A 24,876-nucleotide genomic window follows, 5' to 3' on the forward strand; every position below is an offset into this window, starting at 1 on the left:
TACATATTTAAGTGCTAATATTGCGTGTTTAATGGATAATGCGCGTATTGTCTTTTTTGCTGAATAGCATGTTTAACAAGAATCAGAACAACGAACAGCCTCCCTCTTCCGGAACGCGAATAAGCAGATCGTTTCTTGTACGTATTCTGATCCGTTGCGCGATACTGGGCGCCTGCGCGATACTCGCCGGTGCACTCGTTGTCATACTGGCCATGACGCTGATCTATCCGAAACTGCCACCGATGGACCAGCTCACTGACTATCACCCGAAAATGCCCTTGCGCATTTATACAGCGGACCGCGTCCTGATCGGCGAATTCGGTGAAGAACGACGCAGTCTGGTTCGCATCAACCAGATTCCCGATGTCATGAAAAAAGCCGTCCTCGCCATCGAGGATGACCGTTTCTACCAGCATGGTGGTGTCGATTACATCGGCATTTTGCGCGCGGCGCTTCACAATCTGGTCAGCAGAAACAGACAGGGTGCATCGACCATCACCCAGCAAGTCGCACGCAACTTCTTTTTGACCAGCGAGCAGACATTCAAACGGAAACTCTACGAAGTCCTCCTGGCATGGAAAATCGAGCAAACGCTGACCAAAGACCAGATTCTAGAAATCTATCTGAACCAGATCTATCTGGGGCAACGTGCTTTCGGCTTCGCATCGGCCGCACAAGTTTATTTCGGCAAACCTTTGCAAGACATCACCATCGCAGAGGCAGCCATGCTCGCCGGATTGCCGAAGGCGCCTTCTGCCAACAACCCGATCACCAACCCGACCCGGGCCAGACAGCGCCAGCTCTATATCCTGCTCCGCATGAAACAACTCGGCTATATCACGGAACAGGAATACGAAAATGCCAAAAACGAAGCGATCAAAGTCAAAACAAGCCGCAACGAATTCAATATTCACGCACAATATGTCGCAGAACTCGTGCGCATGATGATTTATGACCAGTACAAGGACGAAACCTACACCCGCGGCCTGAACGTCTATACCACCATTACACAAAAAGACCAGGAAGCCGCCTACCATGCCGTCCGGCGCGGCGCGATGGATTATGACAAGCGGCACGGTTATCGTGGCCCTGAAGGATACATGGAAATACCGTCAGACCCCGATGCCATCGACGATGCCATCGAGGATGAACTCGCACGTTACCCAGACAGTGACGGCATACTGAGTGCGGTGGTGCTGGATGCATCCGGCGATGTCGTTCATGCAGTTCTTTCGTCTGGCAAAACCGTCACCATCACAGGCAAGGGACTCGCTTTTGCCGCGTCGCGTCTGGGCCAGAATGCAAGCGGCAACGGCCAGATTCGGCGCGGTGCCATCATACGCGTCATGCAGGATGCAGCAAACAACTGGAGCATCGTGCAAATGCCGCAGATCGAGGCTGCCTTTGTATCGCTTGATCCGAACGACGGTGCCATCCGCTCCCTGATCGGCGGATTCGATTTCACACAGAAAAAGTTCAACCATGTCACACAGGCATGGCGTCAGCCGGGCTCGTCTTTCAAACCTTTCATTTATTCCGCTTCCCTTGACAAGGGATTGGCGCCGGCCAGCATCATCAACGATGCCCCCATGTCGTTTACCGGCCAACCTGGAGGCCAGATATGGAAGCCGAAAAACTTCGATTCGAGATATGAAGGCCCCATGACCATGCGTCGCGGATTGATGAAATCGAAAAACATGATTTCGATTCACATCCTCAACCAGATCGGTGCACAATACGGACAGGAATACATCACCCGTTTCGGCTTCGATCCAGATAAAAACCCGCCCTATCTGACACTGGCACTCGGTGCAGGTTCCGTAACACCGCTACAAATGGCAAGCGCTTACTCCGTTTTCGCGAATGGTGGCTACCGTATCAAGCCTTACATCATTTCGTACATCACCGACGCCGACGGCAAAACACTTGCACAAGCGAATCCTGACAAGGCGGGCGATGAAAACAACCGCGTTATCGACGCACGTAACGCATTCATCATGGATACACTGCTCAAGGATGTCGTCAGGGGCGGGACTGCCGCCAGAGCCAATTCACTGAACCGTCCCGACCTGGCCGGAAAAACCGGTACGACAAACGACTCCTACGATGCATGGTTTGCCGGTTATCATCCCCGTCTCGTTGCAGTGGCATGGCTGGGATTCGACCAGCCGCGCAACATGGGCGGACGAGAAACTGGCAGCGGTCTTGCACTGCCTGTTTGGATCAACTACATGCAAAAAGCGCTTTCCGGGATGCCTGTTGAAATAAAGTCACCTCCCCCAGGTGTGATTTTTGAAAACGGCGATTACTATTATGCCGAATATCCTCCGGGCAAAATCGTCACCAATATCGGCGTCGGCCAGAAAGATTATGAAAGAATCTATGAATCGGAAAACAACCATGTCATGGATGAAATCTTCGCCGACTGATATACGGCCACACACCATGACATTGGTCATGCCCTGCCGGTTCACGTGTTACACTGCGCATTGAGCCGTTCATGCGCCCTTTTGAATCAACTGGACAAAATGATATTTTTCAGACAACTCCGATGGCTTGTTACCTTGCTGTTTGCCGGATGCCTCTGTGCCGGTCTAGGTGCCTGCGGGCAAAAAGGTGCGCTGATTCTGCCGCCTACCGATACGACACCCAAACCTGTCACTCCGCAAACATTCCCTGAACCGGAAACCGAGGAACCTGAATCGGAAAGAGCGCCTTTGGGCATTCTTCCAGGCAGTTTGCCGACACTACCGTAACCATCATGAAAACCGATACGCATTTTTATTATCAAAACGATATCCTGACCGTTGACGGCGTACGCCTTGATGAACTGGCTGCGCAATACGGTACGCCGCTTTACGTCTATTCCAAAGCTGCCTTTACCGACCATTACCGCCAATATGCCGACGCATGCCACGCACACCATTCGGATGAAATCGGTTCACTGGTCTGTTATTCGGTCAAATCCAATTCCAACATCGCCATCCTCAATATTCTCGGACAGGAAGGTGCAGGCTTCGATATCGTATCCGGCGGTGAACTCCTTCGTGTCGTCGCAGCCGGTGGCGATCCCGGCAAAGTCATCTTCTCAGGTGTGGGCAAAACTGCCGCGGAAATCCGCCTTGCACTGGAACATGACATTCTCTGCTTCAATATCGAATCGCTGGCAGAATTGAAACGCATCAACCGGATTGCCTCCGAAATGGGCAAGACCGCCCGCGTATCCTTCCGTGTCAATCCTAACGTAGACCCCAAAACACACCCGTACATATCGACCGGGCTGAAAGAAAACAAATTCGGCATACCGTATGAGGAAGCACTGGACAGTTACCTGACCGCTGCCAAAATGCCGCATATCGCGATCACAGGCATTGATTGCCATATCGGCTCCCAGCTGCTTGACGACGCACCGCTGCTCGAAGCGCTGGACAAACTGACCGATTTGTTCGACCGTCTTGCACAACATGGTATCGAACTGCATCACATCGATATCGGCGGTGGTATCGGCATCACTTATGACAGTGAACGTCCTGTCCCTGTTGCGGACTATATCGACCGTGTTTTTCATCGTATCTCGGCCTGGAAGAAAGCCAGATATCCCGGTATGCCTTTCACCATGGTGTTTGAACCAGGCCGTTCCATTTCAGGTAATGCGGGCATCCTGCTTACAGAAGTCCAATACCTGAAAACCAATGCGGAAAAACATTTCGCTATCGTCGATGGTGCAATGAACGATCTGATGCGTCCTTCACTCTACGAAGCATGGCATGGTGTCTTGCCTGTCACGCAACGCTCCGGCAAAACCACCTCATACGATATCGTCGGTCCGATTTGTGAATCAGGCGACTGGCTGGCCAGACAGCGTGAACTGGCCATTGAGGAAGGCGACTTGTTGGCGATCATGAGTGCCGGCGCCTATGGCATGGCCATGTCTTCCAACTACAATTCGCGTGGCCGCGCAGCTGAAATTCTTGTCGCGAACGGGAAAATCCATCTGATACGCAGACGTGAACGTACAGAAGAACTTTTTGCACTGGAAACCGTCGTATCCTGAACTGTCTTACTACCCCGCGGGACATTCCCGGTCCCGCATAACCGGAGTCATCATGTCAAAACTGTGGCAAGCGCGCTTTTTCAAAACGGCAAACCATTTGCGCGATTTGCCTCGCCTTGACGTACCGGAAATTGCCTTTGTCGGTCGCTCCAACGCGGGAAAATCCTCCGCCATCAATACCTTGTGCAACCAGAAAGGACTGGCTTTCGCTTCAAGAACACCCGGGCGAACCCAGCATATCAATTTTTTCTCCGTCGGTGGCGGCCACGTGGCGCAACATCGCCATGATCCGGTCAATCCTCGTGAAATTGAATTGTTTCTGGTCGATCTTCCGGGCTACGGTTATGCACAGGTCTCGGGTGCGGCAAAAAATCACTGGCAAAAACTGCTTGGCGACTACCTGATGACACGTGAGCAACTCAAGGGACTGGTACTTGTAATGGATGCACGTCACCCATTCCAGCCGCTCGACATCGAATTGCTCGAATGGTTCGCGCCGACCGGAAAACCTGTTCACTGTCTGTTGACAAAATCCGACAAGCTAAACCGCAGCGAGTCTTCCAATGCCCTGAAACAGGTCAATACCATTCTCGCAAGCTATGTTGATGAAAAAGGCGTTCCTTTTCCGTTTTCGGCGCAGCTTTTCTCTTCCTTGAAACGCAGCGGACTGGAAAAAGCCACTAGCAGCATTCTGGGTCTCGCGTCCGCTTCTTCATGACCGGCCCGCCATTCACGTCCCGGATTTTACGATTTCTCTCATGCACGTTTTTTACAGAAATTTGCAGCTCTGTTTCGTTATCATGTCTGCATAAAAACATCTTGCAAGATACCATTCCACGTTACAGCAGGCACCTTCAGATGAACAAACCGATTTCATACGGTCACGAAGTATTCAGGAAACTCATCCACCTAAGTTCTCTCTGGATGGTCGCTTCCATAGGCTATTTCCCGAAATGGTTCAATATCTCGCTTTTTGCCGCGCTGCTGTTCATCATGCTTGTCGTCGAATATGGCAACAACAAACGCTGGCCGCTATTTACCATGACCTATGGCGCCCTGTTCAACCGGATTCTGCGCGAATGCGAAACACGTGAAACCTTTCGTCCAAGCGGAGCGCCCTACCTCATTGCCGCCGTACTTTTCGCCACGATCCTGTTTCCCAGAACCATCGCCATGACCGCCTTGTCCATCATGCTTGTCGGAGATACCTTCGCTGCCCTGATCGGAAGAAAACTCGGACGACATAAAATCAACCACGGGAAGAAAAGTATCGAAGGCAGCATCGCTTTCTGGCTGTTCTCATTTATCGTTCTGCTATTGTTTTACCACTATAGCCGGCAACCGCTTTCCTTTTTGTTATACGGTGCACTTGGCATCACACTGGCCACATTCGCAGAAATCTACGAAAACCGCATCCATATCGATGATAACTTTTCCATTCCGCTCATCGTCGGCTTGTGCCTGATGCTTACGCACTATCTTTAAGGAACAACATCATTTCAGGCCGTCTCACGTGCCAGCCATTCCAGATAGGGTGTCAGGCCACAAAGAACGGGCACTGCCAGTATCTCAGGCAATTCATACGGATGCATCGAGCGGATCAATGACTCGACGGCATCATAGCGTGCATCGACTGTCTTGATCGTCAGTGTCATCTCGGACGCCTCTTCCACCTTGCCATTCCAGCGATAAAAGGAACGTGACGGCGTACCGCAATTTACACAGGCAACCAGTTTTTCATCGATAAGCGCCTTTGCCAGACGTTCCGCTGTGGTCGCGTCAGGTACAGTACAAAAAACCAGAATCGGCTTTTCCATTTCTCTCTCCAGCAATATTCCATGTACAGAGTATGCCACAGCCGTCAGTCTTTCATGGCAATAAAAAAGGGCTGGAAATCCAGCCCTTTGCAACAGATGGCGGAAAGCTTATTTGCTTTCTGCAGCTTCCGTTTTTTCTTCCTGCGGTCTGTCGAGCAATTCGACATAAGCCATCGGTGCATTGTCACCCAGTCTGAAACCCATTTTCAGAATACGCAGATAACCACCGTTGCGATTGGCAAAACGCGGGCCAAGTACATTGAAGAGCTTGACGACGATTTCACGATCACGCAGACGATTGAATGCCAAACGCTTGTTGGCAACCGTATTGGTCTTGCCGAGCGTGATGATCGGTTCGACGACACGGCGCAATTCCTTGGCCTTCGGCAAAGTGGTCTTGATTGCTTCGTGACGGAGCAGGGAAACCGTCATATTGCGGAGCATGGCCAGACGGTGGGAAGAAGTACGGTTCAGTTTTCTCAAACCATGACGATGACGCATGATATTTTCCTTATAAATCTTTCAATACGGCTCTTCTATCAGTCAGAACTGCGGGCCGTTCGGGTTAAACATTATTTTTCAAGTCCTGCCGGCGGCCAGTTATCCAGACGCATACCCAGTGTCAAACCTCTGGAAGCGAGAACTTCCTTGATTTCGTTGAGCGACTTGCGTCCCAGATTCGGGGTCTTCAGCAATTCGTTTTCACTGCGCTGGATCAGATCGCCGATGTAATTGATGTTTTCCGCTTTCAGGCAATTTGCGGAGCGTACGGTCAATTCCAGGTCATCGACAGGACGCAACAGAATCGGATCAACCGCCGGAACCTGCGTCAGTGCTTCGGATGTCGTTTCAGTGCCTTCCAGTGCGGCAAAAACGCTCAGCTGATCGACCAGAATGCGAGCAGACTGGCGAATCGCTTCCTCGGCAGTAATGACACCGTTGGTTTCGATATTGATGATCAGTTTGTCCAGATCGGTACGCTGTTCGACACGAGCCGATTCGACCGAATAGGAAACACGACGTACTGGCGAAAAAGATGCATCCAGAATGATGCGTCCAATGGTCTTGTTCGCATCCTCGGACAGACGTCTGACGTTGCCTGGAACATATCCACGACCTTTTTCAACCTTGATCTGCATATCCAGCTTGCCATTGTCCGCAAGATTGGCAATGACATGATCCGGATTGATGATTTCTACGTCATGCGGCAGCTCGATATCACCTGCAGTGACAACACCCGGTCCCGCTTTTTTCAGGGACAGGGTGATCGAATCGCGGTTGTGCAGCTTGAAAACGACGCCCTTCAGGTTCAGGAGCAGATCGACTACATCTTCCTGAACGCCGTCCAGCGTCGAATATTCATGGACCACGCCGGCAATCGTGACTTCTGTAGGTGCATACCCTGTCATGGACGACAGCAGCACACGTCTCAACGCATTGCCCAGCGTATGTCCATAACCGCGTTCGAACGGTTCCATTTCGACAACGGAACGACCGCCACCCAGCGATTCGACGTTGATAATACGCGGTTTAAGAAAATTGTTTTGCATAATTTGTCCTTTTCAATACCCTTGGCTCGTTACACCAATAAGGCTGATGGCTCTGATAATGCGGTAATTAACGTGAATACAATTCGATGATCAGCGATTCGTTGACATCGTTTGCAAATTCGCTGCGATCCGGAATACGCTTAAAAACACCTTCCATCTTCTTGGAATCGACAGAAACCCAGTCGGCCATACCGATCTGTTCAGCCAGGGAAAGCGATTCGATGATACGTGCCTGTTTCTTGGCCTTTTCACGAACGGTGATGACGTCTTCCGGTTTGACCAGATACGAAGGAATATTGACAACCTTGCCGTTGACCATCAATGCCTGATGGCTGACCAGCTGACGACTTTCGGCACGGGTGGAACCGAAGCCCATACGATAAACGACATTGTCCAGACGGCATTCCAGCAGCTGCATCAGATTGTCGCCGGTATTGCCTTTTCTGCGTTCTGCTTCGGCAAAATAACGACGGAACTGTTTTTCCAGAATGCCATACATGCGTTTGACTTTCTGTTTTTCACGGAGCTGATTGCCATAGTCGGATGTACGTGCACCCGATTTCATGCCATGCTGGCCGGGTTTGACATCCAGTTTGCATTTGGAGTCGAGAGAGCGTCTTGCGCTCTTCAGGAAGAGATCAGTGCCTTCACGACGGGAAAGCTTTGCTTTGGGTCCGATATATCGTGCCACAATAATTCCTTTTCAAAAATTGATTGACGCCTCACAACAGGCGCAAGTCATGCCACGAACGGCATAACAGTGGTCTTCTTTACAATGGAAATCAGATACGGCGACGCTTTGGCGGGCGGCAACCATTATGCGGAATAGGTGTAATGTCCTGAATCTGCGTAATGCGAATACCCAGTCCGTTCAGTGCGCGGACAGCCGATTCACGACCAGGACCCGGGCCCTTGATCTTGACTTCCAGATTCTTGATACCATATTCGATAGCTACCTTGCCTGCTGCTTCTGCGGCAACCTGTGCTGCAAATGGAGTGGACTTGCGAGAGCCCTTGAAACCTGCACCACCGGAAGTAGCCCACGTCAGCGCATTGCCCTGGCGATCCGTAATGGTAATGATGGTGTTGTTGAAAGAAGCATGCACATGTGCAACACCTTCTGCAATGTTTCTCTTCACCTTCTTGCGCACGCGAGCTGCTGCACTATTCGATGCTTTTGCCATAAAAATTCCTCGATCCGTCTACTTGTTCAAACTACGTATGCCTGCATTACTTCTTCAAAGACTGCGCGGCTTTACGTGGACCTTTTCTGGTTCGCGCGTTGGTGCGTGTACGCTGGCCTCTGACCGGCAAACCGCGGCGATGACGCAAACCACGATAACAACCCAGATCCATCAGTCGCTTGATGCTCATGGAAACTTCACGGCGCAAGTCGCCTTCGATCACGAATTTGTCGATTTCGACGCGAAGTTTTTCAAGTTCGTTGTCATCGAGATCCTTGACTTTCTTGGTAGGATCGACACCGGTAGCAGCACAGATCGACTGTGCTCTCGGACGTCCGATACCATAAATAGCCGTCAGGCCAATGACAATGTGTTGATGGTTGGGAATATTAACCCCTGCAATACGTGCCATTCGTTCTGTCCTAAATTGACGTTAATTAACCTTGTCTCTGTTTATGACGTGCTTCGGTGCAGATCACACGGACCACGCCCTTTCTCTTGATGATTTTGCAGTTGCGGCAAATCCGCTTGACTGATGCCTGAACCTTCATTTTCACCCTCTTTCTAAGAAACTGTTGAATCCAGCTATTTTGTTCTGAAAACAATACGAGCACGACTCAGATCATAAGGAGTCAGCTCCACCGTTACCTTGTCGCCCGGAAGAATACGGATGTAATTCATACGCATCTTGCCGGAAATGTGCCCGAGAACCATATGTCCATTTTCCAGCTTTACACGAAAAGTCGCATTGGGCAAGTTATCGACAATCTCGCCCTGCATCTGGATAACGTCATCTTTAGCCATAAAACCAATATCTTTTATGAAATATTAACGCGGTAAGCTGTTGCTCTTGAAATTCGCTTTCCTCAACAGCGAATCATACTGCTGGGACATGATGTAATTCTGAATCTGCGCCATAAAATCCATCGTGACAACGACGATAATCAGCAGGGACGTACCACCGAAGTAAAACGGCACCTGCCAACGCGCAACCAGAAATTCCGGCAACAAACAGACTAATGTAACATAAATCGCGCCCGCCAGTGTCAACCTCATCAAAATTTTATCGACATAGCGTGCTGTCTGGTCACCCGGACGAATGCCCGGAATGAAAGCGCCACTCTTTTTCAGGTTATCTGCCGTTTCGCGGCTGTTGAATACCAGTGCGGTATAAAAGAAACAGAAAAAGATGATGGCAGCCGCATACAAAATGGCATGAACCGGTTCACCCGGTGCCAGCGATGCGGCAAGGTCCTTCAAAAAGCGAACGAACATGTTGTCCGACTCTGAACCGGTAGCGAACCAGCCGACGATCGTTGCCGGGAACAGGATGATCGACGAGGCAAAAATCGGCGGAATAACACCGGCCATGTTGACCTTGAGCGGCAAAAAGCTGCTTTGCCCGCCATAAATCTTGTTGCCGATCTGTCGTTTTGCATAATTGACCAGGATACGACGCTGACCGCTTTCGATAAAGACAACCAGAAAGGTAACCACCGCAACGATAACGCAAATGATCAATGCAGTCAGCGTATTCATCGAACCGGTACGAACCAGTTCGACAAGACCGCCGATCGCATTGGGCAAACCTGCTGCAATACCTGCAAAAATCAGCATGGAAATACCGTTACCCAGACCACGTTCGGTAATCTGCTCGCCAAGCCACATCAGGAACATCGTACCGGTTACCAGCGTAACAACTGCCGTAAAACGGAAAGCCATGCCCGGTTCGATAACCAGGCCTGGCTGCGATTCCAGCGCGACAGCGATACCGAGCCCCTGAAACGCGGCCAGCACAAGCGTACCGTAACGCGTGTACTGCGTCATCTTCCTTTTGCCCGCTTCACCTTCCTTTTTCAGTGCATCAATCTGCGGGGACACAATCCCCAGCATCTGCATGATAATGGAAGCCGAAATGTACGGCATGATGCCCAGCGCAAACACGGTAAACCGCGAAAGCGCACCACCCGAAAACATGTTGAACATGCCGAGAATACCGCCCTGATTCTGTCTGAACAGCATGGCCAGCTGTTCGGAATCAATGCCAGGAACCGGTATATGGGCGCCAATACGGAACACCACCAATGCTCCGAGCAAAAACAACAAACGCCGCCATGGAAAACCGGCTGTGGCATTTTTTGCCAAATTAGATGACGTTGCCAACTGGATACCCCTGTAAGTTGTTTACTTAAGCGACCTTGCCACCCTTGCTTTCAATGGCGGCCTTGGCTCCTTTGGTGACAGCAAGCCCGTTCACAGTCACACTGCGATTGATTTCACCAGACAGAATGACTCTGACATTCTTGACCAGACCGGATACCAGACCGGCCTGTTTCAGCACCAGCAGATCGATTTCATCCACGCCCAGTTTATCCAAATCGGAAAGACGGACTTCTGCACGGGTCAATGCAGCAGGAGACTTGAAACCGCGCTTTGGCAGACGGCGCTGCAACGGCATCTGACCGCCTTCAAAACCCACACGGTGAAAACCGCCAGCTCTTGATTTCTGGCCCTTGTGACCGCGGCCAGCTGTTTTTCCCAATCCGCTGCCGATACCACGTCCGACTCTGCGCTTTGCCTGTTTAGCGCCATAGGCAGGCTGCAAATTATTCAAATTCATAGCTTATCCTGTTTGCCGCTCCGCTCAGGCAATAACCTGAACGAGATACGATACTTTCTTAATCATTCCACGAACAGCAGGCGTGTCCTGCAAAGTGGATACGGAATTCAATCGACGAAGACCCAGACCACGAACGGTGTCGCGATGCGACTTGCGCGTTCCGATCAGACTTCTGACCAGTTTCACGGTAATTTGATTAGACATGTCGATCACCTTATCCAACAATTTCCTCTACCGACTTGCCACGTTTTGCCGCGACATCGGCGGGAGTGTTCATCGAAGCCAGTGCATTGAGGGTTGCTCTGACCATATTGTACGGATTGCTCGAACCGAAAGATTTGGCGACGACGTTGGTCACGCCCATCACGTCGAAAATCGCACGCATTGCGCCACCGGCAATCACACCGGTACCCTGTTTGGCAGGATTGAGCATCACTTTGGAAGCGCCATGTTTTCCGATAATCGTATGCTGCAAGGTACCGTCCTTGAGCGTCACCTTGATCATGTTGCGGCGAGCTTCTTCCATTGCCTTCTGGACAGCGATAGGCACTTCTTTCGATTTACCCTTGCCCATTCCGATACGGCCATCGCCATCACCGACTACCGTCAGTGCAGCAAAACCCATAATACGACCGCCCTTGACGACTTTCGTTACACGATTGATCGCGATCATCTTTTCGCGCAATCCGTCATCCGGCCGATCACCCTGCGTCTTTTGTTGCATTTTTGCCATGGTTATATCCTTAGAACTTCAGACCTGCTTCGCGAGCAGCTTCAGCCAATGCTTTGACACGGCCGTGGTAACGAAAACCGGAACGATCGAAAGCCACTTCGGTAATTCCGGCCTGCAAAGCCTTCTCGGCAACTCTCTTGCCTACCAGCATGGCGGCAGCGACGTTGCCACCGCTTTTCCCTGCCAGTTCCTTGCGGACGTCCGATTCCAGTGTCGACGAAGAAGCCAGAATCCGGGCATCCGGGCCAATAATGTTTGCATAAATATGCAAATTGGTACGATGCACCGACAAACGTGTTGCCTTCAGAACAGCAATTTTGGCCCGGGTCTGACGGCCGCGGCGCAAACGTGATTGTTTCTTGTTCATCAATCGCCCCTATTACTTCTTCTTAGTTTCTTTGATCTTAACGACTTCGTCTACATACCGAACGCCCTTGCCCTTGTATGGTTCAGGCTTGCGATATGCACGTACGTCAGCAGCGACCTGACCAACCAGGTGCTTGTCCATACCCTTGATCACGATTTCAGTCTGCGAAGGGGTTTCGCACTTGATGCCTTCCGGCATGACATGAACGACAGGATGAGAAAAACCGAGAGACATGTTCAACTTGTCGCCCTGCGCCTGAGCCCTGAAACCGACGCCAACCAGACTCAGACGTTTTTCAAAGCCCTTGCTGACACCCAGAACCATATTGTTCAGCAGGGCACGCGTCGTTCCCCACATCGCTACGGCTTCCCGGCTGTCGTTTGCAGCCTCAACCTTCAATAACTTGTCTTCCTGCTTGACAACAACCAGATCGCTCAGCGTTCTGCTCATGGAACCCAAAGGGCCCTTGATGGTAATCTGATTGCCCGCGATTGCTGCCGTCGTGCCTTCAGGAACAGCAACCGGCATTTTTCCAACTCTAGACATGCTTCACTCCTCAGGCAACATAGCAAAGAACTTCACCACCGACACCGGTAGCTCTCGCCTTGCGGTCAGTCATGACTCCCTTCGGCGTCGATACAATAGCGACACCCAGTCCATTCATCACGCTCGGCAGTTCGTCACGACCCTTGTAAATACGAAGACCAGGACGGGAAACACGTTCAAGTCTTTCGATAACAGGACGACCGACATAGTATTTCAGCGCGATATTCAACTGTGCCTTGCCAGCTTCCTCGCTAACATCGAAGGAATCGATATAACCTTCATCCTTCAGCACCTTCGCGATGGCAACTTTCACCTTGGACGAAGGCATGGCAACAGAACCTTTTTTGACCTGCTGCGCATTGCGGATGCGAGTCAGCATATCTGCGATAGGATCGCTCATACTCATAACAATTCCCCCTGCTACCAGCTAGCTTTAGTAATTCCCGGAATTTCACCATTCATGGCGAATTCTCTCAGTTTGGCACGACCCAAGCCAAACTTGCGGTAAGTGCCACGCGGTCTTCCGGTCAATGCGCAACGGTTGCGCTGACGCGTCGGATTGGCGTTGCGAGGCAACGATTGCAGTTTCAGACGAGCCTCGAAACGTTCTTCTTCAGACTTCGTCTGGTCGTCGATAATAGCTTTCAGTTCAGCGCGTTTGCCTGCATATTTCTTGACAAGCGCAGCGCGTTTCAATTCACGATTTATTAATGCCAGTTTTGCCATGGCTATCTCAATTTCTAAACGGAAATTTAAATGCGGAAAGAAGTGCCTTCGCCTCTTCGTCTGTCTTGGCGGTGGTGGTGACGCTGATATTCAGACCACGCAGCGCATCGATTTTGTCATATTCGATTTCAGGGAATATGATCTGTTCCTTGATGCCCAGATTGTAGTTGCCACGACCATCAAAAGAGCGGCCATTGATACCACGGAAGTCACGCACACGCGGCAATGCAATCGTTACCAGACGATCGAGAAATTCATACATTCTCGCACCGCGCAGGGTAACCATGCACCCGATCGGATAACCTTCACGAATCTTGAAACCCGCGATGGACTTGCGAGCCTTGGTCACAACCGGTTTTTGACCTGCGATTTTGGCAAGATCGCCAGTAGCATGATCAATTACCTTTTTATCGGCAACGGCTTCCGACAACCCCATATTCAGAGTGATCTTGGTAATACGAGGAACTTCCATTGCTGACTTGTAGGAAAACTTTGCCATCAGATCGGCAACAATTTTTTCCTTATATAAATCCTGTAGACGCGCCATAATTATTTAGCCCCGACAACTTCACCATTCGATTTAAAGACACGGACCTTCTTGCCGTCCACTTCCTTAAAACCCACGCGATCAGCCTTGCCCGTTTTTGCATTGAACAGAGCAACATTGGAAACATGAATCGGCATAAGCTTGTCGACAATGCCACCCGTTGCACCCGTCATCGGATTCGGCTTGGTCGTTTTCTTGGCAACGTTCACACCAGCGACAACGACACGATCTTCAATACATTGCTGAACGACGCCACGTTTGCCCTTGTCTTTACCGACCAGAACAATCACTTCATCGCCTTTGCGTATTTTGTTCATAACATCCCCTTACAATACTTCCGGCGCAAGTGAAACGATTTTCATAAATCTTTCCGTACGCAATTCACGAGTTACCGGCCCGAAGATACGCGTTCCGATCGGTTCGAGCTTGTTGTTGAGCAACACAGCCGCACCCTCATCGAACTTGATCAGAGAACCATCCTGACGACGAACACCCTTTGCAGTACGAACAACGACTGCATTGTAGATTTCGCCCTTCTTGACTCTACCGCGCGGCGCAGCACTTTTGACAGTCACCTTGATGATGTCACCGATCTGAGCATAGCGACGCTTGGATCCGCCGAGAACCTTGATGCAAAGAACCTCTCTGGCACCCGTATTGTCGGCCACTTTTAAACGACTTTCAGTCTGAATCATAATTTTCTTTCCCAACTTAATTCGCCATAAACTTCGGCGATCAGTCTTGGTCCCGCCAGACGCACATGCGTGCGACTGATTAGGTGTACATGATATATAAAGAACTTCGCACCGCACCCGTGAGGTGTGATGCGAAGTTTTGCATTATTGCACTATCCAGGGACAAATGCAATCCTTTTATATAATTTGCGCAACCTGAATAACTTTGGTGAGAACCCAAGATTTGTTTTTAGAAATTGGACGACTTTCCTGAATTTCAACGGTATCGCCAATTTTTGCCTGATTGTTTTCATCGTGCGCAAGATACTTCTTGGAACGACGGACAATTTTCCCATACAGCGGATGCTTGACACGGCGTTCGATCAAAACGGAAACCGTTTTGTCCATCTTGTCAGACACAACTTTACCAATCAGAGTGCGTTTCAACACGGACTTTTCCTGATCGTTCATTATGCTTTACCCTTTGAATTCATGACAGTTTTTACCCGAGCAATATCTCTTCTCACCTTTTTGAGCTGGGAAGTATTGGTCAACTGCTGGGTCGCCAATTGCATACGCAGACCAAATTGAGCCTTCAAAAGATCGTTGAGTTCGGTCTTCAGCTCAGCCTGATCCTTGGAACGCAGTTCGGATGCTTTCATATTCACTCCTATTACTGGCCAAGCTGACGGACAACGAAGACCGTCGGCAGTGGCAATTTGGCAGCGGCCAGACGGAATGCCTCACGGGCCAGAGCCTCATCCACTCCGTCCATTTCATAAAGAACCTTGCCTGGTCTGATTTCTGCGACATAGTATTCCGGATTGCCTTTGCCGCTACCCATACGGACTTCAGCAGGTTTTTCGGAAATCGGCTTGTCCGGGAATACACGAATCCAGATACGGCCGCCTCTCTTGATATGGCGTGTCATGGCACGACGTGCTGCCTCGATCTGACGTGCCGTGATACGACCTCTTCCGACCGCTTTCAGACCAAAGTCGCCAAACGATACCTTGGTACCTCTTTCGTGAGAAATACCGGTATTGCGACCTTTCTGCTCTTTTCTATATTTTCTACGAGATGGTTGCAACATAATTATTCTCCTGCCGCTTCAGCAGGCGCACTTTCGGTCGCTGCCGCTGCATTTTCAGGTTTTCTTGCACGAACGCGTTTGGCTCCGGTCGAAGGAGCTTCGGATGCACCGGCACCTTCAGACTTTCTGACACGCTGTCTGCCAGGACGGCCATCATCACGGCGTGCGCCACGACGTTTCTTGTCTTCATCGTTCGGTGTTTCGATCTTTGGCGCTTCGCCGTTTTCCAGACGATCACCCTTGTATACCCAGACCTTCACACCGATAATGCCGTAGGTAGTCTGTGCTTCGGAAAAGCCATAGTCGATATCGGCACGCAGGGTATGCAAAGGCACACGACCTTCACGATACCATTCGGTACGCGCGATTTCGATACCGTTCAGACGACCGGAAGACATGATCTTGATACCGACAGCTCCCAGTCGCATCGCGTTTTGCATCGCGCGACGCATTGCGCGACGGAACATGATACGTTTTTCCAGCTGCTGGGTGATCGAATCTGCGATCAGCTGTGCATGCAGTTCAGGCTTGCGAACTTCTTCGATATTGACATGAACCGGCACACCCATGATCTTGGAAAGATCCGATTTCAGCACTTCGATATCTTCACCTTTCTTGCCGATCACTACACCCGGACGAGAACTGTAAATGGTAAAGCGCGCATTCTTTGCCGGACGTTCGATCACGACCTGACCGACCGATGCGTTTTTCAGTTTTTTCTTCAGATAGGCACGAGCCTTCAGGTCTTCGTTGAGCATTCCGGCAAAATTGTTGTTGCCGGCATACCAGCGGGAAGACCAGTTACGGGCAACTGCCAGACGGAAACCAGTTGGATGAATCTTTTGTCCCATCGTGACCCCCTTAATTACCGACCGTCACATAAATGTGACAGGTTTGTTTCGAAATACGGTCACCCCGTCCTTTTGCACGAGCCGAGTAACGTTTCATAAAAGTTCCTTTTTCAACATAAATCGAAGAAACTTTCAGTTCATCAATATCCGCACCGTCATTGTGTTCCGCATTGGCGATAGCCGATTCCAGCACTTGCTTGATAATGACAGCACCTTTTTTCGGTGTGAACGACAGAATATCGAGCGCCTGATCCACTTTCTTGCCACGAATCATGTCGGCAATCAGACGACCTTTTTGCGCTGACAAATGCACACCACGAAGAGAAGCTTTTGTTTCCATCATTGGTCCTATTTCTTAGCTTTTTTATCGGCGGCATGACCCTTGAAAGTTCTGGTCAATGCGAATTCGCCCAATTTATGACCAACCATATTTTCGGAAATATAAACGGGAACATGCTGTTTGCCATTATGAACAGCAATCGTCAGCCCGATAAAATCCGGCATAATTGTTGACCGACGAGACCAGGTTTTAATTGGCCGTTTATCCTTGGATGCCTGCGCAGCTTCCACCTTGGCGATCAGGTGCGCATCGCAGAAAGGTCCTTTTTTCAACGAACGTGTCATATGCTACCCCTTATTTCTTGTTGCGGCGCGAAACGATCATCGAAGTCGTGCGCTTGTTGCTACGCGTTTTCAGACCCTTGGTCTTCTGACCCCAAGGCGTAACCGGATGACGTCCACCGGATGTTCTACCTTCACCACCACCATGCGGGTGATCGACAGGATTCATGACAACACCGCGTACCGTCGGACGTACGCCACGCCAGCGCATTGCACCAGCCTTGCCCAATTTGCGCAGATTCTGTTCCGCATTGCCCACTTCACCGATCGTCGCACGGCATTCGATATGGATACGACGAACTTCACCGGAACGCAGACGAACCTGTGCATACGATCCTTCGCGTGCCATCAGAACGACAGCGGCACCGGCAGTACGTGCCAGCTGCGCACCCTTGCCAGGCAGGATTTCGATGCAGTGCAACGTCGTACCGACCGGAATATTGCGCAACGGCAGGCAGTTGCCAGCCTTGATCGGTGCTTCGGAACCGTTCATGATCTGATCACCGACGGACAGACCCTTCGGTGCGATGATGTAACGGCGTTCGCCATCTGCGTAGCAAACCAGCGCAATGTTGGCAGTGCGGTTCGGATCGTATTCGATACGTTCCACCTTGCCGGCAATACCGTCCTTGTTACGAACGAAATCAATCACGCGATAGTGATGCTTGTGACCACCACCGATATGACGGGTCGTGATATGACCGTTGTTGTTACGCCCTGCACTCTTGGATTTCTTTTCAACCAGAGCGGCATAAGGACGTCCCTTGTACAGTTCCGGATTGACCAGCTTGACCATTCCACGGCGAGCCGGAGATGTTGGTTTGACTTTAACGAGAGCCATTATTTAGCCTCCTCGGTAAAATGGATTTCCTGACCAGGCTTGAGGCAAACATATGCCAGCTTCTGATTGCTCTTGCGGCCCATACCGTTACGCGTACGTTTTTGCTTGCCCAGGCGATTCAGCACCTGCACTGATTCGACTTCAACCTTGAACATATTTTCAACGGCTGCCTTGATTTCAGGCTTGGTTGCATTTTTCAGTACACGAAAAATGACTTGTTCATACTTTTCAGCGATAAAAGTGGCCTTTTCCGAAACTACCGGAGCCAGCAATACTTTCATCAGACGTTCTTCACTAATTTTCATGACCGCACTCATGCCAGCATCTCCTCAATCTTGCCCAGAGCTGCCTTGGTAATCAGTACATCCTTGAAATAGACAAGGGAAACAGGATCAGCCTGGTGTGGTTCGAGCACCAATACATTCGGCAGGTTGCGCGATGCCAGATACAGGTTTTCATCGAAATTGTCCGTAATGACAAGTACGGAATCGAAACCGAAAGCCTTGAGCTTCTGGGCCAACATCTTCGTTTTCGGTGCTTCAAGCGCCAGTTCGTCGATCACCGTCAGTCTGCCTTCACGTGCCAGCTGCGAGAGAATCGAACAGACACCTGCGCGATACATCTTCTTGTTGACCTTGTGAGAAAAATTTTCGTCGGGCGAATTGGGAAACGCGCGACCGCCTCCACGCCACAGCGGCGAGGACGACATACCCGAACGTGCACGACCGGTACCTTTCTGACGCCACGGTTTCTTGGTCGTATGCGCAACCGTTTCACGGCTCTTTTGCTGACGATCGGCAGTTCTGGCATTGGCCTGGAAAGCGACAACGATCTGATGAATCAGTGCTTCGTTATATTCACGGCCGAAAATGGTATCCGGCGCTTCCACTTTGCCGGCAACCTGGTCTTTTCCATTTAGGAGCTTCAATTCCATCTGTTATGCCCCCTTGCTTACTTTGGTTTTTACGGCAGGACGTACAACAACCTGCGCATTCTTGGCACCCGGAACAGCACCCTTGACCAGCAGCAGATTACGTTCTGCATCAATACGTGCGACTTCCAGATTCTGAACGGTGGTGGTTTCATCCCCCATGTGACCCGTCATTTTCTTGCCCGGAAAAACGCGACCCGGATCCTGGTTCATACCGATGGAACCCGGGACATTGTGCGACAGGGAGTTACCATGGGTAGCACGACCGGAACCGAAATTGTAACGTTTGATGGTACCGGCATAACCTTTACCGATCGAAACGCCCTGAACATCAATCTTCTGACCGACTTCAAACAGGGTGACAGGCAATACGTCACCTGCCTTGACTTCCGCTGCCTTGGCAGCATCAACTCTGAATTCGCGCAATACACTGCCTGCTTCGACACCTGCTTTCGCGAAATGTCCGGCTGCAGCTTTATTGACACGGGAAGGACGGCGTTTGCCGAATGCAACCTGGACAGCCGTGTAACCGTCTGTCTCGGTCGTCTTGACTTGCGTAACGCGGTTGTCCGATACATCTACCACGGTAACAGGAATGCTATCCCCATCATCCGTGAATATACGCATCATCCCAACCTTACGCCCGATAAGGCCTAGGCTCATTTTTATCTCCATTCCTGCCTACGATTGGGCAGGGCTGTTTGTTATTTTACAGAAACAAGAGCAAAAACAATCTCTTGACTTGCTCAAGCGGCGCATTATATCCCGCATGCGCCGTTTGCACAACCGCTAATTGCCTGCTAAGCAATTATTGCAGCTTGATTTCGACATCGACACCTGCTGGCAGATCCAGTTTCATCAGGGCATCGACGGTCTTGTCGGTCGGATCGATGATATCCATCAAACGCTGGTGCGTACGGATTTCGAACTGGTCGCGCGAGGTTTTGTTGACGCGCGGCGAACGCAGGATATCGAAACGCTGGATACGGGTCGGCAGTGGAACAGGCCCCTTGACGACGGCACCGGTACGTTTGGCTGTGTCGATGATTTCCTGTGCAGACTGGTCGATCAGTTTATAGTCGAATGCCTTGAGGCGAATGCGGATTTTCTGGTTTTGCATAATATCTTTCCAAAGAACGAGCTGCGGATGGCTTGCCACCCGCAGCATTTGAATTATCGTACCTGCAATGAATTATTCGAAGATTTTGGAGACGACGCCAGCACCAACGGTTCTGCCGCCTTCGCGAATCGCGAATCTCAGACCTTCTTCCATCGCAATCGGGCTGATCAGCTTGACGTTGATCGTGACGTTGTCGCCCGGCATGACCATTTCCTTGTCTTTCGGCAATTCGATGGCGCCCGTTACGTCCGTCGTACGGAAGTAGAACTGCGGACGGTAGTTGTTGAAGAATGGGGTGTGACGACCGCCTTCTTCTTTCGACAGTACGTAGACTTCGCCGGAGAACTGGGTGTGCGGTTTGATGGTGCCCGGTTTTGCCAGAACCTGTCCACGTTCGACTTCTTCACGTTTGGTTCCGCGCAGCAGTACGCCGATGTTGTCGCCTGCCTGTCCCTGATCCAGCAGTTTTCTGAACATTTCTACGCCGGTGCAGGTGGTCTTGGCGGTTTCGCGGATGCCGACGATTTCGATTTCTTCGCCTACCTTGATGACGCCTCTTTCTACACGACCGGTTACGACGGTACCACGACCGGAGATGGAGAATACGTCTTCTACCGGCATCAGGAAGGTGCCGTCAACTGCACGTTCCGGGGTCGGAATGTAGCTGTCGAGTGCGTCGGCCAGTGCCATGATCGCGACTTCGCCGAGTTCGCCGGTGTCGCCTTCCAGTGCCATTTTGGCGGAACCTTTGATGATCGGAATGTCGTCACCCGGGAATTCGTAGCGGGACAGCAGTTCGCGTACTTCCATTTCTACCAGTTCCAGCAGTTCTGCGTCGTCGACCATGTCGCATTTGTTCAAAAATACGATGATGTACGGAACGCCGACCTGACGGGCCAGCAGGATGTGTTCACGGGTCTGCGGCATCGGACCGTCTGCTGCGGATACGACCAGGATGGCTCCGTCCATCTGGGCTGCGCCGGTGATCATGTTCTTGATGTAGTCGGCGTGGCCCGGGCAGTCAACGTGGGCATAGTGACGGTTTGCGGTTTCGTATTCTACGTGGGCTGTGTTGATGGTGATGCCACGTGCCTTTTCTTCCGGCGCTGCGTCAATCTGGTCGTAGTCCTTGGCTTCACCTCCGAATTTCTTCGACAGTACGGTCGCAATCGCCGCCGTCAGGGTGGTCTTGCCATGATCAACGTGACCAATTGTTCCTACGTTTACGTGCGGCTTCGTCCGCTCATACTTGCTCTTTGCCATTTTTCAGATTTCCTTCAAAAAGAACGATTTATTAAATATTTAGCTCAACAGGCAATTAAATCATTTTGCGCGCGAGCTGACAATTGCTTCGATAATATTTTTCGGTGCTTCAGCGTAGTGCTTGAATTCCATCGTATAGGTTGCACGGCCCTGTGTTGCAGAACGCAGCGCAGTTGCATAACCGAACATTTCGGACAGCGGAACTTCGGCCTTGATGACCTTGCCGCCACCGCCGGCCATATCTTCCATACCCTGAACCATGCCGCGACGGGAAGACAGGTCACCCATAACCGTACCGGCATAATCTTCTGGCGTTTCGACTTCGACCGCCATCATCGGTTCGAGGATGACAGGATCAGCCTTGCGACAACCTTCCTTGAATGCCATGGAACCTGCCATACGGAAGGCGTTTTCGTTCGAGTCGACATCGTGGTAGGAACCGAAGAACAACGTAACCTTGACGTCAACCACCGGATAGCCGGCCATCACGCCGGAATTCAGGGAATCGCGAATACCCTTTTCAACTGCCGGAATGAATTCACGCGGAACAACACCACCCTTGATCGCATCGACGAATTCGAAGCCCTTGCCAGGTTCCTGCGGTTCGATCTTCAGCACAACGTGACCATACTGACCACGGCCGCCGGACTGTTTGACGAACTTGCCTTCACTTTCTTCACAAGACTTGCGAATGGTTTCACGATATGCAACCTGTGGTTTGCCGATCGTTGCTTCGACGCCGAATTCACGGCGCATACGGTCAACGATAATATCCAGGTGCAATTCGCCCATACCGGCAATAATGGTCTGACCGGATTCTTCGTCTGTATAGACACGGAAGGACGGGTCTTCCTGAGCCAGACGGTTCAGTGCCAGAGCCATTTTTTCCTGATCCTGCTTGGTCTTCGGTTCTACCGCTTCGGAAATAACCGGTTCCGGGAATTCCATCTTTTCAAGGGTGATCGGTGCGCTCGGATCACACAGTGTTTCACCGGTTGTCGCTTCTTTCAGACCGACGGCTGCAGCGATATCGCCCGCCATCACTTCCTTGATTTCTTCACGCTGGTTGGCGTGCATCTGCAACAGACGACCGATTCTTTCTTTCTTGTTCTTGATCGGATTGAGAACCGTATCGCCGGATTTGACCACACCTGAATAAACGCGGAAGAAAATCAGCTGTCCGACAAACGGGTCCGTCATGATCTTGAATGCCAGTGCAGCGAATTTTTCATCGTCGGCAGCCTTGCGGGTAACGATATTGTCATTTTCGTCCGTACCTTCGACCGCAGGAATATCGACCGGAGACGGGAGGTATTCGACAACAGCATCCAGCATGGCCTGAACGCCCTTGTTCTTGAATGCGGATCCACACATCATCGGAACAATTTCGCCGGCAATGGTTCTCTGGCGCAATGCCTTCTTGATATCTTCCTCCGGCAAATCGCCTTCGCCCAGATACTTGTCCATCAGTTCTTCACTGGATTCGGCGGCGACTTCAACCAGTTTTTCACGCCATTCCTTGGCCTGATCCATCAGTTCGGCTGGTACATCACGATATTCGAACTTGGTACCCTGGGAAGCATCATCCCAGTAAATCCCTTTCATCTTGATCAGATCGACAACGCCTTCAAAACTGTCTTCTGCGCCGATAGGAATCTGCAACGGTACCGGATTGGCTTTCAGACGCGAACGCATCTGGTCATAAACCTTGAAGAAATTCGCACCGGTACGGTCCATCTTGTTGACGAATGCCAGACGCGGCACCTTGTATTTGTTGGCCTGACGCCAAACGGTTTCGGACTGCGGCTGAACGCCGCCGACAGCGCAATAAACCATACAGGCACCATCCAGCACGCGCATGGAACGTTCCACTTCGATCGTGAAGTCAACGTGGCCCGGGGTATCAATGATGTTGATACGATGGTTCTGGAAATTGTTGGCCATGCCGTTCCAGAAGCAGGTCGTCGCAGCAGAAGTAATGGTAATACCGCGTTCCTGTTCCTGTTCCATCCAGTCCATGGTTGCGGCGCCGTCATGAACTTCACCCAGCTTGTGGTTCACGCCGGTATAAAAAAGAATACGTTCAGTCGTCGTCGTCTTGCCTGCATCAATATGTGCAGAAATACCAATGTTACGATAACGTTCGATCGGTGTCTTGCGAGCCATAATCTTTCCTAAAACTTTTTAATAAACAAAACCGAGCTGCATTTTTTCTGCAAATGCGCCCGGCCTGCCTGATATTTTCCACGGGCAGCCGCCTGAACAAACGTCATTTGACAGCCACCCTCTCATTCTCGAACTAGAAGCGGAAATGCGAGAAAGCCTTGTTGGCTTCTGCCATCCGATGAACTTCGTCACGTTTTCTCATGGCACCGCCGCGACCTTCTGCAGCTTCCATCAGCTCACCAGCCAGACGCTGCGGCATGGATTTTTCACTGCGTTTGGTAGCCGCTTCACGCAACCAGCGCATCGCCAGTGCCATACGACGAACCGGACGCACTTCAACAGGAACCTGATAATTGGCACCGCCGACACGACGGGACTTGACTTCGACCAGCGGTTTGCAGTTATTGACCGCCTGCATGAAAATTTCCAGAGGATCTTTTCCGGATTTACCTTCGATGATTTCGAATGCACCATAAATGATGTTTTCAGCGACCGACTTCTTGCCCGAAAGCATCAGCACATTCACGAATTTTGCAACATCCACATTGCCGAACTTCGGATCCGGCAGAATCTCGCGTTTCGGTACTTCACGACGACGAGGCATTTCTTTTCCTTTCTTTCTTCAGCTGAGTGCAAGCACTCACGGTGACCATCATGACACACCACTTACTCGATCACACGACCGACCCAGATTATTTACTTGCCGCTTTGGCGCGTTTTGCACCGTATTTGGAACGAGCCTGTTTACGATCCTTGACACCCTGCGTATCGAGAGAGCCACGAACCATATGGTAACGGACACCAGGCAAGTCCTTGACACGACCGCCACGCAGCAGGACAACACTGTGTTCCTGCAGATTGTGACCTTCACCGCCGATATAGGAAATGACTTCAAAACCATTGGTCAGTCTGACCTTGGCAACCTTTCTCAATGCAGAGTTAGGTTTTTTCGGGGTTGTCGTATAAACACGGGTACATACGCCACGCTTTTGCGGACAGTTTTCCAACGCAGGCGACTTGCTTTTTGCCTTGACAGTCACACGTGGTTGGCGAATCAATTGATTGATGGTTGGCATCGATTTAATCCAACTAAGTAAAATTACAGAAAAATCCCGACCATCCACAATGGCCGGGGACTCCATGGAAAAACTATCACCACAGGTTGTGCCACC

39 protein-coding genes are annotated in these 24,876 nt (G+C 50.9%); 5 read left to right on the plus strand and 34 right to left on the minus strand.

The window, feature by feature from the left end; genetic code table 11:
* Window positions 1-68: 68 nt before the first annotated feature.
* The 5 genes from NAI64_RS06860 to NAI64_RS06875 all read left to right on the plus strand — a co-directional run bounded on the left by NAI64_RS06860 (window position 69) and on the right by NAI64_RS06875 (window position 5,539).
* Complete coding sequence (locus tag NAI64_RS06860) at window positions 69-2,429, plus strand: penicillin-binding protein 1A (protein WP_269299053.1); 2,361 nt, start codon at window positions 69-71, stop codon at window positions 2,427-2,429.
* 99 nt (window positions 2,430-2,528) lie between these two features.
* Window positions 2,529-2,756, plus strand: a complete 228-nt coding sequence (gene lptM / locus NAI64_RS09100) for an LPS translocon maturation chaperone LptM (RefSeq protein ID WP_407946919.1) — start codon at window positions 2,529-2,531, stop codon at window positions 2,754-2,756.
* 5 nt (window positions 2,757-2,761) lie between these two features.
* On the plus strand, window positions 2,762-4,054 hold the full coding sequence (lysA, locus tag NAI64_RS06865; RefSeq protein ID WP_269299055.1) for a diaminopimelate decarboxylase: 1,293 nt from the start codon (window positions 2,762-2,764) through the stop codon (window positions 4,052-4,054).
* Window positions 4,055-4,106: 52 nt separating this feature from the next.
* Window positions 4,107-4,772 (plus strand): ribosome biogenesis GTP-binding protein YihA/YsxC, encoded by a 666-nt coding sequence (yihA, locus tag NAI64_RS06870; RefSeq protein ID WP_269299057.1) that lies wholly within the window; start codon window positions 4,107-4,109, stop codon window positions 4,770-4,772.
* 140 nt (window positions 4,773-4,912) lie between these two features.
* Window positions 4,913-5,539 (plus strand): diacylglycerol/polyprenol kinase family protein, encoded by a 627-nt coding sequence (locus tag NAI64_RS06875; RefSeq protein ID WP_269299058.1) that lies wholly within the window; start codon window positions 4,913-4,915, stop codon window positions 5,537-5,539.
* A gap of 14 nt (window positions 5,540-5,553) precedes the next feature.
* Here NAI64_RS06875 and cutA read toward each other — a convergent pair whose 3' ends face one another.
* The 34 genes from cutA to rpsL form a co-directional block, all read right to left on the minus strand.
* Entirely contained in the window at window positions 5,554-5,871 is a 318-nt protein-coding gene (gene cutA / locus NAI64_RS06880) for a divalent-cation tolerance protein CutA (RefSeq protein WP_269299059.1), read from the minus strand.
* A gap of 108 nt (window positions 5,872-5,979) precedes the next feature.
* A complete protein-coding gene (gene rplQ, locus NAI64_RS06885; protein ID WP_269299061.1) occupies window positions 5,980-6,372 on the minus strand; it encodes a 50S ribosomal protein L17 in 393 nt (130 codons plus the stop codon).
* A gap of 71 nt (window positions 6,373-6,443) precedes the next feature.
* Window positions 6,444-7,421, minus strand: a complete 978-nt coding sequence (locus tag NAI64_RS06890) for a DNA-directed RNA polymerase subunit alpha (protein WP_269299063.1) — start codon at window positions 7,419-7,421, stop codon at window positions 6,444-6,446.
* A 67-nt stretch (window positions 7,422-7,488) separates the two neighbouring features.
* Complete coding sequence (gene rpsD, locus NAI64_RS06895; RefSeq protein ID WP_269299065.1) at window positions 7,489-8,112, minus strand: 30S ribosomal protein S4; 624 nt, start codon at window positions 8,110-8,112, stop codon at window positions 7,489-7,491.
* A gap of 91 nt (window positions 8,113-8,203) precedes the next feature.
* Complete coding sequence (rpsK, locus tag NAI64_RS06900; protein ID WP_005878811.1) at window positions 8,204-8,605, minus strand: 30S ribosomal protein S11; 402 nt, start codon at window positions 8,603-8,605, stop codon at window positions 8,204-8,206.
* Window positions 8,606-8,651: 46 nt separating this feature from the next.
* On the minus strand, window positions 8,652-9,017 hold the full coding sequence (gene rpsM / locus NAI64_RS06905) for a 30S ribosomal protein S13 (protein ID WP_269299066.1): 366 nt from the start codon (window positions 9,015-9,017) through the stop codon (window positions 8,652-8,654).
* A gap of 25 nt (window positions 9,018-9,042) precedes the next feature.
* Entirely contained in the window at window positions 9,043-9,156 is a 114-nt protein-coding gene (rpmJ, locus tag NAI64_RS06910; protein WP_081442209.1) for a 50S ribosomal protein L36, read from the minus strand.
* Window positions 9,157-9,190: 34 nt separating this feature from the next.
* Window positions 9,191-9,409: a translation initiation factor IF-1 gene (gene infA, locus NAI64_RS06915; RefSeq protein ID WP_005878809.1), complete on the minus strand. Its 219-nt coding sequence runs from the start codon at window positions 9,407-9,409 to the stop codon at window positions 9,191-9,193.
* Window positions 9,410-9,433: 24 nt separating this feature from the next.
* Window positions 9,434-10,768, minus strand: coding sequence for a preprotein translocase subunit SecY (gene secY / locus NAI64_RS06920; RefSeq protein WP_269299069.1), 1,335 nt, complete (start codon window positions 10,766-10,768; stop codon window positions 9,434-9,436).
* 25 nt (window positions 10,769-10,793) lie between these two features.
* Window positions 10,794-11,225, minus strand: coding sequence for a 50S ribosomal protein L15 (rplO, locus tag NAI64_RS06925; protein WP_269299071.1), 432 nt, complete (start codon window positions 11,223-11,225; stop codon window positions 10,794-10,796).
* 24 nt (window positions 11,226-11,249) lie between these two features.
* On the minus strand, window positions 11,250-11,429 hold the full coding sequence (gene rpmD, locus NAI64_RS06930; RefSeq protein ID WP_269299073.1) for a 50S ribosomal protein L30: 180 nt from the start codon (window positions 11,427-11,429) through the stop codon (window positions 11,250-11,252).
* Window positions 11,430-11,439: 10 nt separating this feature from the next.
* Window positions 11,440-11,958 (minus strand): 30S ribosomal protein S5, encoded by a 519-nt coding sequence (rpsE, locus tag NAI64_RS06935; protein ID WP_005878805.1) that lies wholly within the window; start codon window positions 11,956-11,958, stop codon window positions 11,440-11,442.
* 10 nt (window positions 11,959-11,968) lie between these two features.
* The gene (rplR, locus tag NAI64_RS06940; RefSeq protein WP_269299075.1) at window positions 11,969-12,325 is read right to left on the minus strand and encodes a 50S ribosomal protein L18; all 357 of its coding nucleotides are present in this window, start codon (window positions 12,323-12,325) and stop codon (window positions 11,969-11,971) included.
* Between the two features lie 12 nt (window positions 12,326-12,337).
* Entirely contained in the window at window positions 12,338-12,871 is a 534-nt protein-coding gene (gene rplF / locus NAI64_RS06945) for a 50S ribosomal protein L6 (protein ID WP_269299077.1), read from the minus strand.
* A 10-nt stretch (window positions 12,872-12,881) separates the two neighbouring features.
* Window positions 12,882-13,277, minus strand: coding sequence for a 30S ribosomal protein S8 (gene rpsH, locus NAI64_RS06950; protein ID WP_269299079.1), 396 nt, complete (start codon window positions 13,275-13,277; stop codon window positions 12,882-12,884).
* Window positions 13,278-13,291: 14 nt separating this feature from the next.
* Window positions 13,292-13,597: a 30S ribosomal protein S14 gene (gene rpsN, locus NAI64_RS06955; RefSeq protein ID WP_269299081.1), complete on the minus strand. Its 306-nt coding sequence runs from the start codon at window positions 13,595-13,597 to the stop codon at window positions 13,292-13,294.
* Between the two features lie 7 nt (window positions 13,598-13,604).
* A complete protein-coding gene (gene rplE, locus NAI64_RS06960) occupies window positions 13,605-14,144 on the minus strand; it encodes a 50S ribosomal protein L5 (protein ID WP_269299083.1) in 540 nt (179 codons plus the stop codon).
* A 2-nt stretch (window positions 14,145-14,146) separates the two neighbouring features.
* Window positions 14,147-14,461, minus strand: coding sequence for a 50S ribosomal protein L24 (rplX, locus tag NAI64_RS06965; protein ID WP_269299085.1), 315 nt, complete (start codon window positions 14,459-14,461; stop codon window positions 14,147-14,149).
* 9 nt (window positions 14,462-14,470) lie between these two features.
* The gene (gene rplN, locus NAI64_RS06970) at window positions 14,471-14,839 is read right to left on the minus strand and encodes a 50S ribosomal protein L14 (protein WP_005878798.1); all 369 of its coding nucleotides are present in this window, start codon (window positions 14,837-14,839) and stop codon (window positions 14,471-14,473) included.
* Window positions 14,840-15,016: 177 nt separating this feature from the next.
* Window positions 15,017-15,289, minus strand: coding sequence for a 30S ribosomal protein S17 (gene rpsQ / locus NAI64_RS06975; RefSeq protein WP_269299087.1), 273 nt, complete (start codon window positions 15,287-15,289; stop codon window positions 15,017-15,019).
* Window positions 15,289-15,480: a 50S ribosomal protein L29 gene (gene rpmC / locus NAI64_RS06980; RefSeq protein WP_005878796.1), complete on the minus strand. Its 192-nt coding sequence runs from the start codon at window positions 15,478-15,480 to the stop codon at window positions 15,289-15,291. The genes rpsQ and rpmC overlap by 1 nt, the downstream gene beginning before the upstream one ends.
* An 11-nt stretch (window positions 15,481-15,491) precedes the next feature.
* A complete protein-coding gene (gene rplP, locus NAI64_RS06985) occupies window positions 15,492-15,911 on the minus strand; it encodes a 50S ribosomal protein L16 (protein WP_269264519.1) in 420 nt (139 codons plus the stop codon).
* A gap of 2 nt (window positions 15,912-15,913) precedes the next feature.
* Window positions 15,914-16,762 (minus strand): 30S ribosomal protein S3, encoded by an 849-nt coding sequence (gene rpsC / locus NAI64_RS06990; protein ID WP_269299089.1) that lies wholly within the window; start codon window positions 16,760-16,762, stop codon window positions 15,914-15,916.
* 10 nt (window positions 16,763-16,772) lie between these two features.
* On the minus strand, window positions 16,773-17,105 hold the full coding sequence (rplV, locus tag NAI64_RS06995; RefSeq protein ID WP_269299091.1) for a 50S ribosomal protein L22: 333 nt from the start codon (window positions 17,103-17,105) through the stop codon (window positions 16,773-16,775).
* Between the two features lie 5 nt (window positions 17,106-17,110).
* Window positions 17,111-17,386, minus strand: a complete 276-nt coding sequence (gene rpsS, locus NAI64_RS07000; protein WP_005878792.1) for a 30S ribosomal protein S19 — start codon at window positions 17,384-17,386, stop codon at window positions 17,111-17,113.
* Window positions 17,387-17,396: 10 nt separating this feature from the next.
* Window positions 17,397-18,224 carry a 50S ribosomal protein L2 gene (gene rplB / locus NAI64_RS07005; RefSeq protein ID WP_269299093.1) on the minus strand — a complete coding sequence of 276 codons (828 nt, stop codon included), beginning with the start codon at window positions 18,222-18,224 and terminating at the stop codon, window positions 17,397-17,399.
* Window positions 18,224-18,541, minus strand: coding sequence for a 50S ribosomal protein L23 (gene rplW, locus NAI64_RS07010; RefSeq protein WP_269299096.1), 318 nt, complete (start codon window positions 18,539-18,541; stop codon window positions 18,224-18,226). The genes rplB and rplW overlap by 1 nt, the downstream gene beginning before the upstream one ends.
* Window positions 18,538-19,158 carry a 50S ribosomal protein L4 gene (rplD, locus tag NAI64_RS07015; RefSeq protein WP_269299098.1) on the minus strand — a complete coding sequence of 207 codons (621 nt, stop codon included), beginning with the start codon at window positions 19,156-19,158 and terminating at the stop codon, window positions 18,538-18,540. The genes rplW and rplD overlap by 4 nt, the downstream gene beginning before the upstream one ends.
* A gap of 3 nt (window positions 19,159-19,161) precedes the next feature.
* Window positions 19,162-19,818, minus strand: a complete 657-nt coding sequence (gene rplC, locus NAI64_RS07020) for a 50S ribosomal protein L3 (protein ID WP_269299099.1) — start codon at window positions 19,816-19,818, stop codon at window positions 19,162-19,164.
* 145 nt (window positions 19,819-19,963) lie between these two features.
* Window positions 19,964-20,275: a 30S ribosomal protein S10 gene (gene rpsJ / locus NAI64_RS07025; RefSeq protein ID WP_269299100.1), complete on the minus strand. Its 312-nt coding sequence runs from the start codon at window positions 20,273-20,275 to the stop codon at window positions 19,964-19,966.
* Between the two features lie 72 nt (window positions 20,276-20,347).
* Window positions 20,348-21,538 carry an elongation factor Tu gene (tuf, locus tag NAI64_RS07030; protein WP_269299101.1) on the minus strand — a complete coding sequence of 397 codons (1,191 nt, stop codon included), beginning with the start codon at window positions 21,536-21,538 and terminating at the stop codon, window positions 20,348-20,350.
* A 60-nt stretch (window positions 21,539-21,598) separates the two neighbouring features.
* The gene (gene fusA, locus NAI64_RS07035) at window positions 21,599-23,704 is read right to left on the minus strand and encodes an elongation factor G (RefSeq protein ID WP_269299103.1); all 2,106 of its coding nucleotides are present in this window, start codon (window positions 23,702-23,704) and stop codon (window positions 21,599-21,601) included.
* A gap of 133 nt (window positions 23,705-23,837) precedes the next feature.
* Window positions 23,838-24,308: a 30S ribosomal protein S7 gene (rpsG, locus tag NAI64_RS07040; protein WP_269299105.1), complete on the minus strand. Its 471-nt coding sequence runs from the start codon at window positions 24,306-24,308 to the stop codon at window positions 23,838-23,840.
* An 88-nt stretch (window positions 24,309-24,396) separates the two neighbouring features.
* On the minus strand, window positions 24,397-24,780 hold the full coding sequence (gene rpsL, locus NAI64_RS07045) for a 30S ribosomal protein S12 (protein ID WP_269299108.1): 384 nt from the start codon (window positions 24,778-24,780) through the stop codon (window positions 24,397-24,399).
* Between the last annotated feature and the right edge of the window lie 96 nt (window positions 24,781-24,876).

This window comes from Oxalobacter paeniformigenes, assembly GCF_027158465.1.
Lineage (GTDB): Bacteria > Pseudomonadota > Gammaproteobacteria > Burkholderiales > Burkholderiaceae_D > Oxalobacter > Oxalobacter paeniformigenes.